This is a genomic window from Variovorax sp. V213 (assembly GCF_041154455.1).
In the GTDB taxonomy this organism is placed as follows: Bacteria; Pseudomonadota; Gammaproteobacteria; order Burkholderiales; family Burkholderiaceae_C; genus Variovorax.
Genome location: NZ_AP028664.1, coordinates 2,119,210 through 2,135,261, shown reverse-complemented (window position 1 = coordinate 2,135,261; position 16,052 = coordinate 2,119,210). Strand labels below are relative to the sequence as shown.

The window sequence follows — 16,052 nt, the reverse complement described above, 5'->3', positions numbered from 1 at the left end:
TACTCCTCGGAACGCCCGGGCGGGGCTCATGCCCTGGCCTTCTTGCGGCCCAGCAATACCGCTTCGGCCAGCGCAAAGTCTTCCGGAAAAGTCACCTTGAAATTCTGCGCGCTGCCCGGCACCAGCAGCGGCGCGAGGCCGATGGCCTCGATGGCGCCGGCTTCGTCCGTCACCGAGTCGCCCACGCGCTCCAGCGCATCGAGCAGCATGCCGATGCGGAACATCTGCGGCGTCTGGGCGAGCCACTTGTCGGCGCGCGGCAGCGTCTGCAAAACCCGGCTGTCTGCCGAGGACACCTTGAGCGTGTCGGCCAGGCGCTGGGCCAGCAGGCCGCCGACGGCATCGTGCTCGCAGGCCGCGATCAGCGCCTCGATCTGGCTCGACGTGACCAGGCAGCGCGCGGCGTCGTGCACCAGCACCCAGTCGTGCGCGCCAGCCCCTTTCTGACGGAGCGCCGCCAGGCCGTTGCGCACCGTGGCCGCGCGCGTGACGCCCCCCACCTGCAGCAGGAACTCGCCCGTGGCCGGAAAGCGCGGCAGCGCCGCCTGCACGTCGCGGTCGTCCGGCGCCACCACCACCGCCAGGCCGGCAAAGCGCCCCGCCAGCGCACGGAACGCCTCCACCGTGTGGGCCACCAAGGACGCGCCCGCAAGGCGCTGGTATTGCTTGGGCTGCGCGCCACCCGCGCGGTGGCCGGAGCCGGCGCAAGGAATCAGAACGAAAAGTCGGGAGGAAGACATGGGCTCCGGCACCGGGCGACGGCCGGCAAGCGAACAAGGGGCCGCCATTCTAGAATCGACCGCTTCGCACACCCCTCGCCAGCCGGCGCGGGGTGTCGTGCATTTTCAGTAAGCATCCATGGACCTCCCCCACCTCACGGCGGGCAAGCGATTCACGCTGCCGCGTCCTCCTTTGTCGGCCGATGCCCTGCTGCTGGCGCAGCTGGGCATGCGCGAGAAGGCTGCGGGCCGCGCCACGGCGGTGTTCACGGCCGACGCCAATGACGCCCAGCGCCTGATCGACGAGATTGCGTTCTTTGCGCCGGACCTGCGCTGCGCCCTGTTCCCCGACTGGGAAACGCTGCCCTACGACAGCTTCTCCCCGCACCAGGACCTGATCAGCGAGCGCCTCGCCACGCTCTGGCGCATCAGCCAGAAAGAGGCCGACGTGGTGCTGGTGCCCGCCACCACCGCGCTCTACCGGCTGGCGCCGCCGTCCTTCCTGGCCGGCTACACCTTCCACTTCAAGGCCAAGCAGAAGCTCGAGGAATCGAAACTCAAGGCCCAGCTCACGCTGGCCGGCTACAGCCATGTGACGCAGGTGGTGAGCCCCGGCGAGTACGCGGTGCGCGGCGGTCTCATCGACCTGTTCCCCATGGGCTCGCCGGTACCCTTTCGCGTCGACCTGTTCGACGACGAGATCGACTCGATCCGCACCTTCGACCCCGACACCCAGCGCAGCCTCTACCCCGTGCCCGAGGTGCGCCTGCTGCCCGGCCGCGAGTTCCCGATGGACGACGACGCCCGTGCGCGCTTTCGCAGCCGCTGGCGCGAACTGCTCGAAGGCGACCCGACCAAGAGCCGCATCTACAAGGACATGGGCAACGGCGTGGCCACCGCCGGCATCGAGTACTACCTGCCGCTGTTCTTCGACGAGACGGCCACAGTGTTCGACTACTTCGGACCCGATGCCACCGTGGTGCTGCACGGCGATCTCGAACCCGCCTTCCAGCATTTCTGGCAGGACACCAACGAGCGCTACCGGCTGGTGCGCGGCGACCCCGAGCGCCCGGCGTTGCCGCCCGAGGCGCTGTTCCTCAACGCCGAGCAGTTCTACCAGCGGGCCAAGCCGCATGCGCAGCTGGCAATCCGCGGAAATGCAGGTGGCGACATTGCCACCGACACGCCCTACGCCGAATTCGAGAGGCTCCCGCCGTTCGCAGTGGTGCGCGGCGCCGAAGATCCGCTGGTCGGCCTCAAGGCCCACATCAAGGCCACGCCGCACCGTGTGCTGCTGATTGCGGAGAGCGAGGGCCGGCGCGAGAGCCTGCTCGACTTCCTGCGCGCGAGCGGCGTCAGTCCACCGGCCTTCGACTCGCTGGCCGAGTTCGAGGCCTCGACGGACGAAAAGATCGGCATTGCCACCGCCGCGCTGGCCTCGGGCTTTGCATGGCGCGAACAGGGCATCGACCTCGTCACCGAAACCGAGCTCTTCGCCACCGCGCCCACCACGCGCCGCCGCAACAAGAAGCAGGAACAGGTCAGCGACGTCGAGGCGCTGATCAAGGATCTCTCCGAGCTGAACGTGGGCGACCCGGTGGTCCACACCGCCCACGGCATCGGCCGCTATCGCGGCCTGATCCACATGGACCTGGGCCAGGGCGTCGATGCCGAAGGCAAACCGCTGCTGCAGGAAATGCTGCACCTGGAGTACGCCGACAAGGCCACGCTCTACGTGCCCGTTTCTCAGCTGCACCAGATCAGCCGCTACACCGGCGTCAGCGCCGACGAGGCGCCGCTGCACAAGCTGGGCTCCGGCCAGTGGGAAAAAGCCAAGCGCAAGGCCGCCGAACAGGTGCGCGACTCCGCCGCCGAGCTGCTCAACATCTACGCCCGTCGCGCCGCGCGCCAGGGCCACGCCTTCCGCTTTTCCGCCGCCGACTACGAGGTGTTCGCCAACGACTTCGGCTTCCAGGAAACGGCCGACCAGAAGGCCGCGATCCACGCCGTGGTGCAGGACATGATCTCGCCGCAGCCGATGGACCGGCTGGTCTGCGGCGACGTGGGCTTCGGCAAGACCGAGGTCGCGCTGCGCGCCGCCTTCATCGCGATCACCGGCGGCAAGCAGGTGGCGTTCCTCGCGCCCACCACGCTGCTGGCCGAGCAGCACTACCAGACACTGGTCGACCGCTTCGCCAAGTGGCCGGTCAAGGTGGCCGAGATGAGCCGCTTCCGTTCGGCCAAGGAAATCACCGCAGCCGCCAAGGGCCTTGCCGAAGGCACGGTCGACATCGTGGTCGGCACGCACAAGCTGCTGTCGCCGTCGATCAAGTTCAAGAACCTGGGCCTTCTCATCATCGACGAGGAGCACCGCTTCGGCGTGCGCCACAAGGAGGCGATGAAGGCCATGCGCGCCGAGGTCGACGTGCTCACGCTCACGGCCACGCCCATTCCGCGCACGCTGGGCATGGCGCTCGAAGGCCTGCGCGACCTGAGCGTGATTGCCACCGCGCCGCAGCGGCGCCTCGCCATCAAGACCTTCGTGCGCAATGAAGGCACCGGCGTGATCCGCGAAGCCGTGCTGCGCGAACTGAAGCGCGGCGGACAGGTGTACTTCCTGCACAACGAGGTCGAGACCATCGAGAACCGGCGCCAGAAGCTCGAAGAGATTCTTCCCGAGGCGCGCATTGCCGTGGCCCACGGCCAGATGCCCGAACGCGAGCTGGAACGCGTGATGCGCGACTTCGTGGCGCAGCGCTACAACCTGCTCTTGTGCTCGACCATCATCGAGACCGGCATCGACGTGCCGACCGCCAACACCATCGTGATGAGCCGCGCCGACAAGTTCGGCCTGGCGCAGTTGCACCAGCTGCGCGGCCGCGTGGGGCGCTCGCACCACCAGGCTTATGCGTACCTGATGGTGCCGGACACCGAGGGCCTCACCAAGCAGGCTGCGCAGCGGCTCGACGCCATCCAGCAGATGGAAGAACTGGGCTCGGGCTTCTACCTTGCGATGCACGACCTGGAGATTCGCGGCACCGGCGAAGTGCTGGGCGAGAACCAGAGCGGCAACATGATGGAGATCGGCTTCCAGCTCTACAACGAGATGCTGAGCGAAGCCGTGCGCGCGCTCAAGGCCGGGCAGGAGCCCGACCTGCTCGCGCCGCTGTCGGTCACGACCGAGATCAACCTGCACGCCCCCGCCCTGCTGCCGGACGACTACTGCGGCGACGTGCACCTGCGCCTGTCGTTCTACAAGAAGCTGGCCACCGCCAAGACGCCCGAGCAGATCGACACGCTGCTGGAGGAAATCGTCGACCGCTTCGGCAAGCTGCCGCCGCAGGCGCAGACGCTGATCGACACGCACCGGCTGCGCGTGCTGGCGCGGCCCTATGGCGTGGTCAAGGTCGATGCGGCACCGGGCGTGATCCACATCACCTTCAAGAAGGATCCGCCGGTCGATTCGATGGCCATCATCCATCTGATCCAGAAGAACAAGCACATCAAGCTCGCCGGCAACGAGAAGCTGCGCATCGAGCGTGAACTCAAGGAACCGAAGGAGCGTGCGCAAATGGTGCGCGACGTGCTGCGCAGCCTCGGTCAACCCATCGTCAAGGAAACTGTTCCTGCATGAACGCCATCGAATTTTCTCCCGGTCTCGTCGTCCAGCGCGTGAAGCCGCCGCTGGCGCTGGCCGACTTCAAGCTGATTGCATTCGACATGGACTCGACGCTGATCAACATCGAATGCATCGACGAGATCGCCGACGCCGTCGGCAAGAAGGCCGAGGTGGCCGCGATCACCGAAGCCACGATGCGCGGCGAGATCAAGGACTTCAAGGAAAGCCTGCGACAGCGCGTGGCGCTGCTGAAGGGCGTGCCGGTCGAGGCGCTGCAGCAGGTGTACGACGAGCGCCTGAAGCTCAATCCGGGCGCGGCCGAACTGGTGGCGGCCTGCAAGGCAGCGGGGCTCAAGGTGCTGCTCGTGTCCGGCGGCTTCACCTTCTTCGCCAACCGCGTGAAGGACCGCCTGGGCATCGACTTCGCGCGTTCCAACCTGCTCGACGAGGCCGACGGCAAGCTCACCGGCCAGGTGGTGACGCAGAGCTGGGGCGACATCTGCGACGGCGCCGAGAAGCGCCGCACGCTGCTCGAGGTCGCATCGCTCATGGGCATTTCGCCGCAAGAGGCCATTGCCGTGGGCGACGGCGCCAACGACCTGCCGATGATGGGCGAAGCCGGCCTCTCGGTGGCCTACCACGCCAAGCCCAAGGTGCGCGAGCAGGCCAAGGTGGCCATCAACGAAGGCGGCCTCGACCGCCTGCTGGAGATTCTTAAATGAACGACGACACCGCCGCCCCGCTCTACCGCGCCGACGCGCTCAGGGACTACGCCAGCGCATTGCTGCAGAAGGCCGGCCTCGCCGCGTCGATGGCCGACAGCGTCGCCCGCACGCTGGTCGAGGGCGACCTGCTGGGCCACGACACCCACGGGCTCGCGCTGCTGGCCGGCTACGTGAAGGAAATCGAATCGGGCGGCATGACGCCGGGCGGCGCGCCCGAGGTGCTGTCGGACCGCCCGGCGGCCGTGCTGTGGGACGGCAAGCGCCTGCCCGGCCCCTGGCTCATGGACCAGGGCCTGGACCTGCTGCTGCCGCGTGCGCGCGAACTCGGCACCGCCTCGCTCGTGATCCGCCGCAGCCACCACATCGCCTGTCTCGCCGTCTACATGCTGCGTGCGCTGCAGGAAGACATGCTGATGCTGCTCGCCTGCTCCGACCCCAACGCCGCCAGCGTTGCGCCCTTTGGCGGCACGCAGGCCGTATTCACGCCGAATCCGCTGGCCATGGGCTTTCCGCTGTCGCAGGGCGGTGTGATGGTCGACATCTCGGCGTCCATCACCACCAACGGCATGAGCAACCGCAAGCGCGCGGCCGGCGAGACCTTTGCCGAGGAATGGCTGATCGACGCCACCGGCAAGCCGACCAACAACCCGCAGGTGCTGTTCGACCAGCCGCCCGGCACGCTGTTGCCGGTGGGGGGCCTGAGCCATGGCCACAAGGGCTACGGAATGGCGCTGCTGGTCGAGACGCTGACGGCCGGCCTGGCGGGCCATGGCCGCGCCGATCCGCCCGAGGGCTGGGGCGCGACGGTGCACGTCACGCTGCACGATCTGAATGCTTTCGGCGGCAAGGAAGCGTTTCTGCGCCAGATGGACCACGTGGCGGCGCAGTGCCGCAACAACACGCCGATCGATCCCGCGAAACCGGTGCGGCTGCCGGGCGAAGGCGGCTTGAAGCGCCGCGAAGCGCAATCGAAGAACGGGGTGCGCCTGCATCCGTCGATCGCGCGTTCGCTGCAGGATGCCGAGCAGCGCCACGGCCTGCGGCTGGCCCAGGCGCTGATCTGAAAAGGCTGATCAGTCCTCTTCGGGCGGTTCTTCCACCCGCTCCCCGGCCGGACGCGGTGTGCGCTTGCCGGGCTTGGCCAGGATCTCGACGTAGAACTGCTTGCCGGCGTCCTTGACGACGCCGTCGATCAGGCCCGTGATGGCCGAAAGATGCACGGCTTCGGCGGTTTCCGCCGCAGTGCCGAACTTGCAGTCGAAGTCCCAGAAGTCGCTGCCCTCGGGCAGGACGCGGCGCCGCTCGCGCTTGATGTACTTGCGGATCTCGTGCTTGATGGCTTCGAGGAGACGGTCGGGGTGCTTGCCCTCGACCTGAAGCTGAAAGGTTTTTCTCATGGGTGATGGTAACCAATGCCATCCGGCTGTCCTGTGTACAGTCGGCGGTTCAATTGAAAGCAGGTGAAGACATGGCGCGCGCAAACGACTGGGCAAGCAAGGTGATGGCATTGGTCAACGGTGGCAATGCATCGGCGGCCATCGCGCAGATCAAGGTCGCGCCCTCGGTCAAGGACCTGAAGGCGCTCCAGACCATCATGACGCTATCGAAAATGAAAGGCCGCTATCCGAACGTGGATGCGGCCATTGCGGACAACCTGGCGCTGCTGGCGGCGCCGCGGCTGCACCGCTCGCCCTGACTGAAGATTACAGGGCCTGGCCGAGGCGCTTCACGCCCTCTTCGATCTTCGCCACGTCGGCGGTCGCAAAGCTCAGCCGCAGCGTCGCCATATCGGGCTTCTCGGCATAGAACGGCGCCCCCGGCACGAAGGCCACGAGCTGCTCGATGGCGCGTTTTGCCAGTTCGCCGGCATCGGCCAGCTTGCCGTTGGCACCCGTGAGGCGGGCCCAGAAGAACAGGCCGCCCTGCGGCTGCGTGAAGCTCACGGCATCGCCCAGTTCGCGCTTGAGCGCCGCGCCCATGGCCTTCGCGCGCTGGCCGTAGACCTCGCGCACGTGCGCCAGCGTGCCCGGCATGCGGCCGCTCTTGAGGTATTGGGCGGCCGTGGCCTGGGCAAAGGTGCTGGTGTGCGCATCGCTGAACTGCTTGCACATCGTCGCCTTGGCCAGCAGCTCGGCGGGCGCGATCATCCAGCCGATGCGCAGGCCCGGGCTCAGCACCTTGCTCAGGCTGCCGCAGTGCGCCAGCAGCTCGCGGCTGCCCGGTACGTCCTTGCTCAAAGCCAGGATCGAAGGCGGCGGCGCTTCGCCGAAGTAAAGGTCGCCGTAGGGGTCGTCCTCGACGATCAGCGTCTGGTACTTGACCGCCAGCTCGAGCACCTTCTTGCGGCGCTCCAGCGTGAGCATGGCGCCGCTCGGGTTGCCGAAGGTGGGAATCAGGTAGACGAACTTGGGCTTGTGCTCGGCAATGAGTTTTTCGAGCTCGTCGGTCTTCACGCCGTTGGCGTCGATGGGCGCGCTGATGAGCTGCGCGCCGTACAGGCGAAAGCACTGGATGGTGGCCAGGAAGGTCGGGCCCTCGACGATCACCTTGTCGCCGGGCGAGATCATGGTCTTGCCCAGCAGGTCGAGCGCCTGCTGGCTGCCGGTGGTGACGATCAGGCCACTCGGGTCCACGTCGACGCCCTTGGTCTTCATGAAGGCGCTGAGCTGGGTGCGCAGCGGCTCGTAGCCTTCGGTGGCGCCGTATTGCAGTGCGCCGCCGGGTTCCTCGGCCAGCGCCTTCTGGCTCGCCTCCTTCAGGCCCTCGACGTCGAACATGGCGCTGTCGGGAAAACCGCCCGCAAAGCTGATGATGCCGGGCTTGCCCAAGAGCTTGAAGAGTTCGCGGATGGCGGAGGTTTCGACGTTGTCGAGGCGGGAAGCGAATTGCATGGAAGGTCTCACTTTCTGGACGCCATTGTCGCGAAAGCCGCGGGCAATAAAGCTGCGTAAGGCTACCGCCTTTCAACGATATATTGCGTCTATCGCCGCCCTGCCTGGCATGGAGCCGAGCGCGTGTTTCCCAGACCCCATGAAAAAAGACAACATCCCCCTCTTCTTCGCCACCCTGCAGGCGGCCAATCCCACCCCCGAAACCGAGCTCGAGTACGCCACGCCCTTCGAGCTGCTGGCCGCCGTGCTGCTCTCGGCGCAAGCCACCGACGTGGGCGTGAACAAGGCCACGCGCAGGCTGTTTCCGGTGGCGAACACGCCGCAGGCGATGCTGCGGCTGGGCGTGGAAGGCCTGGAGGAATACATCAAGACCATCGGGCTCTACCGCAGCAAGGCCAGGCACCTGATCGAGACCTGCCGCATTCTGGTGGAGCAGCATGGCGGCGAAGTGCCGCGCACGCGCGCCGAGCTCGAGGCGCTGCCGGGGGTCGGCCGCAAGACCGCCAACGTAGTGCTCAACGTCGCGTTCGGCGAGGCCACCATCGCGGTCGACACGCACATCTTTCGCGTCGGCAACCGCACCGGGCTGGCACCGGGCAAGACGCCGCTCGAGGTCGAACTCAAGCTCGAGAAGCGGGTGCCGTTCGAGTTTCGCCTGCATGCGCACCACTGGCTCATCCTGCACGGGCGCTACATCTGCGTGGCACGCACACCGAAGTGCTGGGAATGCGCGGTGGCGCCCTATTGCGACTACAAGCCGAAGACGCCGCGACCCAAGTCGGCCTGAACCCGGCCCGTTCTCCGGCTACATCTCGAACGCCTCGACCTGCCGGCCGTCGATGTCGGTAAAACCATATTCGCGCGCGAGGTCTGCCACGCGGTGCACGCCGCCGCTTTTTTCCATGACCCGTGCATCGCCGGCCAGCGCGGCCACGGCACGGCCGAGATAACGCGGCGATTCGGTTCGCGCCAGCGCCGGGCGCTCGTGCCAGTGCGCCTCGTCGGTCTTGTGGCCGGCCAGCACGAACTCGGTTCGCATCCAGCCCGGCGACACGGCGAGCGAAGCGACGCCATGCGGACGCAGCTCTTGCGCCATGCCGAAAGCCAGCCGCGTCATGGCGGACTTGGCAAGGTCATAGAACAGGTTCCCGCGCAGGTAGTTGCCGCGGTCCCAGAAGGTGGTGGTCACGATCAGCCCGCTCTTGTGCGCCACCATTGCGGGCGCCGCGCACCGGCTGGCCAGCAGGTGGTTGCGCACGCCGCGGTCGAACATCGAATCCCAGTTGGAAAGCGGATGCTCCCAGAACGGCGCCTCGAACACGCCGGTGAAAGTCTCGTGGCCGCCCCAGGCGTTGTTGACGAGCAGATCAACGCGGCCTTGCTCGCGCTGCACCTGTGCAAAGAGCTGCTTCACCTGGTCTTCCTGCGTGTGGTCGCAACGCACCGCGATGCCGCGTCCACCCATGCGGGTGACTTCGTCGGCCGCTTCGTCGATGCTGCCCGGCAAGACTTCGAGCTGCGAGAGCGCGAGCAACTGGCCGTAGGTGTCGGCCGGCTGCTCCCTCGTGCTTCGCCCGGTGACATACACGGTGGCGCCGCCGGCGCCGAGTTCTACCGCGATGCCGCGGCCAGCGCCGCGGCTGGCTCCGGTCACCACGGCCACGCGGCCTTTCAACGGCCGTTCATTGCTTTCGACATGCATCACTTTTGTCCTTTCGTTCCGAGTTCGAAGCGACAGTAAGGCCGCTTCAGCCCGCCGTCTTGGAAGAACCCGAAATCGCGCGGCCCAGAAACTCCGTCGGTGTGAGGCCGCAGAGCGCCTGGAACTCGTTGACCAGGTGCGATTGGTCATAGAAACCGCCGTCCAGCGCAAGGCTGGCCCAGGCAGGCGCGCGCTGCAGGCGCAAGGCGCGCAGGCAGGCATGCAGCCGCGCGAGCCGGCTCCAGGCGCGGGGCGGCAACCCCACCTGCTGCTGAAAGACCTGCTGCAGCCGCCGCTCGCCGAGCCCGACCGCAGCCGCCACCTCGCGCAGTGGACGCCGCCCGCCGGACATCGCGATGATTTGCGCCGCGCGCATCGCAGCCGGGTGAACGGTGGCATCGGCATCGGCCAGCTGCCGCCGCAGTGCGGCGCAGAGCACCGACACGCGCGAGGCGTCGTCCGGCTGCCCGGTCATGCGCTCCAGCAGTTCGGCACCACGGCCGCGCCACAGTTCGTCCAGGTGCACGGCGGTGCCTGCGATCTCGCTGGCCGGCATTCCCAGCAGGGCCCCGGCCGCGCCGGGGCGCAGGGTCACCGACAGCCCTTCCATCTTCCGGCGCAGGCGCACCAGGACCGGGGCTGCGGAAGCGCCCAGGGCCTCGACAGGTTGCCCGGCGCTTTCGCCCGCCGACGGCGCATCGCCCAGATTGAAGACCAGCCGCACCGCCCCGTCGGGCAGCACGCGCTCGACAACCTCTTGGCCTTCGGGCAGGGCTTCCCTATAGAGAAGAATGTGCGCGACATGCGCCGCGAGCGGTGCTGCAACCGGAAAGGCGCACAGCGTGCCCGCGGGCATGTCGGCCTCCGGCCCGTGCAAGGGGTCGTCGTCGAGGCGTACGTAGAGGCGTTCGTTCGTGGACGGTTTCGGCATCGCGCTGGCGGCAAGCCGCCTTGTCGCTTCTCATCAGCCGCATTCGATCAGCTGGCACGCCCCGTAGTCAATGGGCGCCGACGGCCATTGCGTGGAGTCGTCGATGCGCCGCACGCCGCGGTGCAGCAACTCCACCGCGCGCATCACGCCCGCATGGGTGACCCACACCGCGTCTTGCCCCGACGCGCGCCATTCGTCGAAAGCAGCACCCGTGCGTTGCATGAAACGGGCCGTGCTTTCGCCGTGGCCGCCCGCAAGCCCCTCGGCGAAATTGCAGGTCCACGCATCGAACTCGGCGCGAGCGATCGACGACCAGGGCCGGCCTTCCCAGGCGCCGAAATCCATCTCGGCCAGGCGCGGGTCGGCCCGCACCACGAGGTCCGGGCGCAGCATGCCGATGGCCTGTGCCAACTCGGCACAACGCCGCAAGGGCGAGTGGGCCAGCGCGATGCCCCCTGGCAGGCGGGCCATCACGGCGTTCGCAACCGCAAGCGTCGCCTCGGCCGGAACGCCCACATCCATCGCGCCGTAGCAAAGACCCGGTGCGGCGTCGGTCTGCGCATGGCGCACCAGCCACAGCTTCATGCGTGCCATGCCAGCGCAAGATAGATCGCAAGCTCGCACACCTGCTGCGTCGCACCGAGCCCGTCGCCGGTGAACCCTTGCAGCCGGCGCCGGAACATGCGCGCCAAGACCAGCGCCGCAAGAGCGCATGCCACCGCCGTGCAAAGCGTTCTTCCGGGGCCTTGCGTCAACAGCACCAGCCCGAGAGCGGGAACCGACCAGAGCACGCCGACCAGCAAGGCGCCGCCACCGATCGCATCGGCCAGCGGCTTGGCCTTGCTCGCGCCGGCATCGCCCACGTATGGCAACCAGCGAATCAGGAACAGCGGCGCCAGCCGCGAAAGCACATGCGCACCGACGATAGCGCCCGCCACCGCCTGCGCGCCCTGCCCCGCCATCGACGCGAGCAGCGCCGCCTTGAGCCCGAGCGCCAGCACCAGCGCGATGGCGCCGAAGGCACCGATGCGCGAGTCCTTCATGATCTCCAGCGCGCGGTTCCGGTCGGACGCTCCGCCCAGCCCGTCGGCCACGTCGGCGAGCCCGTCTTCATGAAACGCGCCGGTGAGCAGCACCGTCGCGGCCATGCTCAACAGCGCTGCGGCCAGCGCACCGGCCATGCCCGGCAAGCCCTGCAGTGCGAGCACGAAAACAGCCGCACCGACGCCACCCACGAGCCAGCCGACGCCGGGAAAATGCGCCGCGCTCGCGCGCAGCATCTGCGGGCTGAATCCGATCCACTCGGCGAGCCGGCCGGTCACCGGCACGCGCGTGAAGAACTGCAGGGCCAGCAGGTAGTGGCGAACACCGTTCATCAAAGTTCAGCTGTCCTTGCGCGACACGCCCGCCGCCTCGAAGCTCGCCATTTCGCGCAGGATGCGGCAGGCCGATTCGAGCAGCGGCCAGGCCAGCGCCCCGCCCGAGCCTTCGCCAAGGCGCAGGTCCAGGTTCAGCAAGGGCTCCAGCCCGAGGTGCTTCAGCAGCAGCGCATGCCCAGGTTCCGCCGAACTGTGCGCTGCCACGCAGCGCTGTGCCACATGGGGCTGCAGTGCCTGTGCGACGAGCACCGCGGCACTCGCAATGAAGCCGTCGACCACGATCACCCGGCGTTCCTGCGCCGCTTGCAGCACCGCGCCGACCAGCGTGGCAATTTCGAAGCCGCCGAACGCAGCCAGTGCGTCGAGCGGCGAAACCGCCGATGCATGCAGCGCCAGCACTTCGCGCAGCACCGCGCGCTTGCGCGCGAGCCCCGCGGCGTCGAGCCCGGTGCCCGAGCCGGTGCAGGCATCGATATCGAGTTGGGCCAGCCGCGCAAGCAGCATCGCCGCCGCCGAGCTGTTGCCGATGCCCATCTCGCCTAGCAGCAAGGCATTGCCGGGCAGCACGCGCACCACCTCGCGGCCGTTGGCAATGGCCTCGGCGCATTGCGCCGACGTCATCGCAGGGCCGGCCGATGCGTCGGCGGTGCCGGCGGCGATCCGCCGCGACACCAGGCCCGGGCGGGCCTGAAAGTCGCGCCGCACGCCGCAGTCGACCACGGTGAGTGCGAGCCCGTGCTGGCGCGCCAGCACGCTCACGGCCGCGCCGCCGGCCAGGAAGTTCTCGACCATCTGCCACGTCACGTCGCTCGGAAATGCCGAGACGCCGCGTGCCGCCAGGCCATGGTCACCCGCACACACCAGCATCTGGGGCGCATCGAGCATCGGTGTTTCGCTGCCCAGGACGAGGCCGAGCCGCAAGGCCAGGCTCTCGAGCCGGCCCAGCGCGCCGAGCGGCTTGGTCTTGTTGTCGAGCGCGCTTTGCAGGCGCGCCGCGAGGGCGTTGTCGTGGATGTCGGCGATGGAGGGAATGGTGTCGTTGTTGTCGGTCATGCGATCAGGCCCTGCAATACGCCGGGCTCGAAGTGGGTGTCTATGAAATCGGCCAGGCCGTCGAAGGTGGCATCGAGTGTGGGGGCCGTGGCGCCGAAGAGCGCGTGCAGCGCGGCCGCATCCTCGAACAGGCCGTGCAGGTAAAGGCCCAGCACGTTGCCGCGCGCGTTCTGCCAGGCCAGGCCCTCGGGCATGACGGCATGGCCGTCCTGCGCCATCTGCGGGTGGATCGCGGTGTGGCCGTGATGAATCTCGTAGCCGGCCACCGGCACGTTCGAAAGCGCAGCCCATGGCCCGCTCAACTCGCCGAAGGCAGCGGACCGGTGGCGCACGGTCTTCTCGCGCTCGAACACGGTCACCAGCGGCAGCAGGCCGAGGCCGGGCGCATTGCCGTCGATGCCATGCGGATCGACCAGCGCCTCGCCCAGCATCTGCAAGCCGCCGCAGACGCCCAGCACGGCACCGCCGCCGGCTGCGTGCGCGGCGATGGCGCGGTCCAGCCCCTGCGCGCGCAACCATGCGAGATCGCCGCTGGTGTGCTTGGACCCGGGCAGCACGATCCAGTCGGCGCCGGCCACGTCCGCCGGCGCGCGCGCCCAGATCAGGCGGACACCGGGCACGTTCTTGAGCGGCTGGAACTCGTCGAGGTTGCTGATGCGCGGATACGCCACGACGGCCACCGTGCGGGTGACGGGGCCGCTCGCATGGCTCCGGTCGTCGAACACGCCGTCTTCCTCTGGCAGGCCGTGCTGCCACCACATCGGCAGCGTCGCGACGGTGGCGACGCCGGTCAGCGCCTGCAACTGCTGCGGCGCCGGGGCCAGCAGCGATGCATCGCCGCGAAACTTGTTGAGCACGAAGCCGCGCAGCAGCGCACGGTCGCTCTCGGGCAGCAGCGCCCAGGTGCCGTAGAGGTGCGCGAAGGCGCCGCCGCGGTCGATGTCGGTCACCAGCAGGCAGCGGGCGTCGGCATGGCGGGCGACGCGCAGGTTGACAATGTCGCTCGCCATCAGGTTGATCTCGGCCGGCGAGCCCGCCCCCTCGATCACCACCACGTCGTTCTCGGCGCGCAGCGAATCGAATGCTTTGGCGATCTGCGGCCAGACGCGCTCGCTGCGTCCGCGCCAGGGCATGGCCGTGAGCTCCGCGCTCACCTGCCCCATCAGCACCACCTGGCTGTGGGTGTCGCGCTCCGGCTTGAGCAGCAGCGGGTTCATGCGCACGTCGGGCACGGCGCGCGCCGCCAGCGCCTGGAAATATTGCGCGCTGCCTATCTCGCCGCCGTCGACCACGCGGGCGTTGTTGCTCATGTTCTGCGCCTTGAAAGGCGCCACCTTGAGGCCCTGCCGCGCATACCAGCGACACAGTGCCGTGACCAGCCAGCTCTTGCCGGCGCCACTGGTCGTGCCTAAAACCATCACGCATCGGGTTGTCATGCGGCTATTGTCCGTTGTCGCCGCATGCCGTTCCGAAGCGTGGAGCGGCAAAGAAAAAGGGGTTTGCGCCCCTTTGGTGTTTCAGCGTGCCGCGGTGTGTACCGCGCCCACCCCGTCGGGCCGGGGCTGGGCCTGCGCCGTAGCGGGCGGCACTTCCCAGCCGCCGCCGATGGCGCGGATCAGCCCCACGGCCGCCTGGTACTGCGCCGACTTCACCTGCAGCGCCTGGCGCCGGTTGCGCAGTTCGCTGCGGCGCGCGTCGAGCAGGTCGAGCTGGCTGATGTAGCCGTTGCGGTAACGCGTGTCAGACAGGCTGGTCGCGCGCTGGGCCGACGTGACGGCCTGCGCCTGCACGGTCGACTGCTCCTGCAGGATGCGGATGGCAGAGAGCTGGTCTTCGACCTCCTGGAACGCCACCAGCACCTGGTTGCGGTAGTTGGCAAGCGCACCATCGAGCTGCGCATTGGCGCCCTGCACGCCGGCTTCGCGGCGGCCGCCGTCAAAGATCGGCAGCGAGAGCAGCGCACCCACGCCCCAGGAGCGGGCCGACCACTTGAACAGGTCGCCGATTTCGGGCGATGCATAGCCGGCCGAGCCGGTCAGCGAGATGTCCGGAAACCACGCCGCCTGTGCCACGCCCACCCGGGCCTGCGCCGCAAGCACCGCGTTCTGCGCGGCCGACACGTCCGGGCGGCGCGTGAGCACCGTGGCCGGCACGCCGGGGGGCACGGATGGCAGCGCGGTAGCCCAGTCGTCGGTCCGCAGGCCGAAGCTGGAGGCCGAATCGCCCACCAGCACCGCGAGCGCATGCTCGACCTGGGCGCGCTGCCGGTCGAGCGCGAGCGCGTCCGACTCGGTGGACGACACCTCGGTCTGCACGCGCGCCACGTCGAGCTCGGCGATGTCGCCGGCCTGCTGCCGGCGCTGCGTCAGGCGCAGCGTGTCGCGGTAGGCCTCGACCTGCTCGCGCACCAGGGCACGCTCGGCGTCGAGCGCGCGAAGCTGCAGGTAGGTCTGGGCCACCTCGGCCTGCACCGCGAGGCGCGTGCTCTGCAGCAGGCCTTCGCGGCCCGCCGCATCGAGCTTGGCCGCATTGCTCGCGCCCGAGAGGCGGCCGAACAGGTCGAGCTCGTATGAGAACGTGGCGCCGATGTTGGTCATGGTGGCCGGCCTGGTGCTGGCCGTCGCCTTGTCGAGGCCAGCACCGCGGTTGGCACCGCCGCTCAGGCCGATCTGCGGCATACGGTCGGCGTTAGCGCTGCGTGCCAGGGCGCGGGCTTCCGCGAGCCGAGCCGCGGCGGCCTGGATGTTGTTGTTGTTGACGTCGGCCTTCTCGACCAGCGCATTGAGCACCGGGTCGTTGAATGCCAGCCACCAGGCGCCGCGCGTCTGCGCTTCGGAAGGCACGGCACGCGTCCAGCCGGCCGGCGGCGCGGCGCCCTGCTCCTTGAACTGGGCGGTGGTCTGGATCTCCGGCACGCCGGAGGGAACGCTCGCGCAGCGGCCAGCGCCAGGGCGGCCACCAGCGGCAGCAAGGCGGTGCGAAGTGGCTTGACCCAAGGTTGTACTGAGAATTTCATGATGAGCTTTCTTCTCG

Annotated in this window: 14 protein-coding genes and 1 pseudogene; 5 read left to right on the top strand and 10 right to left on the bottom strand. The window is 68.5% G+C overall.

All coding sequences use genetic code 11. The annotated features are described in order from the left end of the window. Nucleotides 1-26: 26 nt before the first annotated feature. Nucleotides 27-740 (bottom strand): 2-C-methyl-D-erythritol 4-phosphate cytidylyltransferase, encoded by a 714-nt coding sequence (ispD, locus tag ACAM55_RS10145; RefSeq protein WP_369655889.1) that lies wholly within the window; start codon nt 738-740, stop codon nt 27-29. A gap of 118 nt (nt 741-858) precedes the next feature. Here ispD and mfd point away from each other — a divergent pair, with 118 nt between their 5' ends. Genes mfd through ACAM55_RS10130 form a run of 3 tightly spaced genes read left to right on the top strand, consistent with a single transcriptional unit; the run spans nt 859 to nt 6,127 of the window. Then, nucleotides 859-4,353: a transcription-repair coupling factor gene (gene mfd / locus ACAM55_RS10140; protein ID WP_369655888.1), complete on the top strand. Its 3,495-nt coding sequence runs from the start codon at nt 859-861 to the stop codon at nt 4,351-4,353. After that, nucleotides 4,350-5,060 carry a phosphoserine phosphatase SerB gene (gene serB, locus ACAM55_RS10135; RefSeq protein ID WP_369655887.1) on the top strand — a complete coding sequence of 237 codons (711 nt, stop codon included), beginning with the start codon at nt 4,350-4,352 and terminating at the stop codon, nt 5,058-5,060. Before mfd ends, serB begins: the two co-directional genes overlap by 4 nt. Then, nucleotides 5,057-6,127, top strand: coding sequence for an Ldh family oxidoreductase (locus ACAM55_RS10130; RefSeq protein ID WP_369655886.1), 1,071 nt, complete (start codon nt 5,057-5,059; stop codon nt 6,125-6,127). The genes serB and ACAM55_RS10130 overlap by 4 nt, the downstream gene beginning before the upstream one ends. Nucleotides 6,128-6,136: 9 nt before the next feature. Here ACAM55_RS10130 and ACAM55_RS10125 read toward each other — a convergent pair whose 3' ends face one another. After that, on the bottom strand, nt 6,137-6,460 hold the full coding sequence (locus ACAM55_RS10125; RefSeq protein ID WP_369655885.1) for a DUF6172 family protein: 324 nt from the start codon (nt 6,458-6,460) through the stop codon (nt 6,137-6,139). 71 nt (nt 6,461-6,531) lie between these two features. Here ACAM55_RS10125 and ACAM55_RS10120 point away from each other — a divergent pair, with 71 nt between their 5' ends. After that, nucleotides 6,532-6,759 (top strand): hypothetical protein, encoded by a 228-nt coding sequence (locus tag ACAM55_RS10120; RefSeq protein ID WP_012747682.1) that lies wholly within the window; start codon nt 6,532-6,534, stop codon nt 6,757-6,759. Nucleotides 6,760-6,766: 7 nt separating this feature from the next. Here ACAM55_RS10120 and ACAM55_RS10115 read toward each other — a convergent pair whose 3' ends face one another. Beyond that, nucleotides 6,767-7,954 (bottom strand): PLP-dependent aminotransferase family protein, encoded by a 1,188-nt coding sequence (locus ACAM55_RS10115; protein WP_369655884.1) that lies wholly within the window; start codon nt 7,952-7,954, stop codon nt 6,767-6,769. Between the two features lie 139 nt (nt 7,955-8,093). Between ACAM55_RS10115 and nth the strand changes: the two genes are divergently transcribed. Beyond that, the gene (gene nth / locus ACAM55_RS10110; protein ID WP_369655883.1) at nt 8,094-8,741 is read left to right on the top strand and encodes an endonuclease III; all 648 of its coding nucleotides are present in this window, start codon (nt 8,094-8,096) and stop codon (nt 8,739-8,741) included. Nucleotides 8,742-8,759: 18 nt separating this feature from the next. On the opposite strand, the gene ACAM55_RS10105 is transcribed toward nth, so the two are convergent. The 7 genes and pseudogenes from ACAM55_RS10105 to ACAM55_RS10075 all read right to left on the bottom strand — a co-directional run bounded on the left by ACAM55_RS10105 (nt 8,760) and on the right by ACAM55_RS10075 (nt 16,035). Continuing rightward, the gene (locus tag ACAM55_RS10105) at nt 8,760-9,656 is read right to left on the bottom strand and encodes an SDR family NAD(P)-dependent oxidoreductase (RefSeq protein ID WP_369655882.1); all 897 of its coding nucleotides are present in this window, start codon (nt 9,654-9,656) and stop codon (nt 8,760-8,762) included. 46 nt (nt 9,657-9,702) lie between these two features. Then, nucleotides 9,703-10,587 (bottom strand): helix-turn-helix domain-containing protein, encoded by an 885-nt coding sequence (locus ACAM55_RS10100; RefSeq protein ID WP_369655881.1) that lies wholly within the window; start codon nt 10,585-10,587, stop codon nt 9,703-9,705. A gap of 33 nt (nt 10,588-10,620) precedes the next feature. Continuing rightward, nucleotides 10,621-11,172: a histidine phosphatase family protein gene (locus ACAM55_RS10095; protein ID WP_369656368.1), complete on the bottom strand. Its 552-nt coding sequence runs from the start codon at nt 11,170-11,172 to the stop codon at nt 10,621-10,623. Beyond that, nucleotides 11,169-11,963, bottom strand: coding sequence for an adenosylcobinamide-GDP ribazoletransferase (locus ACAM55_RS10090; RefSeq protein WP_369655880.1), 795 nt, complete (start codon nt 11,961-11,963; stop codon nt 11,169-11,171). The genes ACAM55_RS10095 and ACAM55_RS10090 overlap by 4 nt, the downstream gene beginning before the upstream one ends. 6 nt (nt 11,964-11,969) lie before the next feature. Next, complete coding sequence (cobT, locus tag ACAM55_RS10085; RefSeq protein ID WP_369655879.1) at nt 11,970-13,019, bottom strand: nicotinate-nucleotide--dimethylbenzimidazole phosphoribosyltransferase; 1,050 nt, start codon at nt 13,017-13,019, stop codon at nt 11,970-11,972. Beyond that, entirely contained in the window at nt 13,016-14,455 is a 1,440-nt protein-coding gene (locus tag ACAM55_RS10080; protein WP_369655878.1) for a cobyric acid synthase, read from the bottom strand. Before ACAM55_RS10080 ends, cobT begins: the two co-directional genes overlap by 4 nt. Before the next feature lie 81 nt (nt 14,456-14,536). After that, nucleotides 14,537-16,035: pseudogene (locus tag ACAM55_RS10075) on the bottom strand (efflux transporter outer membrane subunit). Between the last annotated feature and the right edge of the window lie 17 nt (nt 16,036-16,052).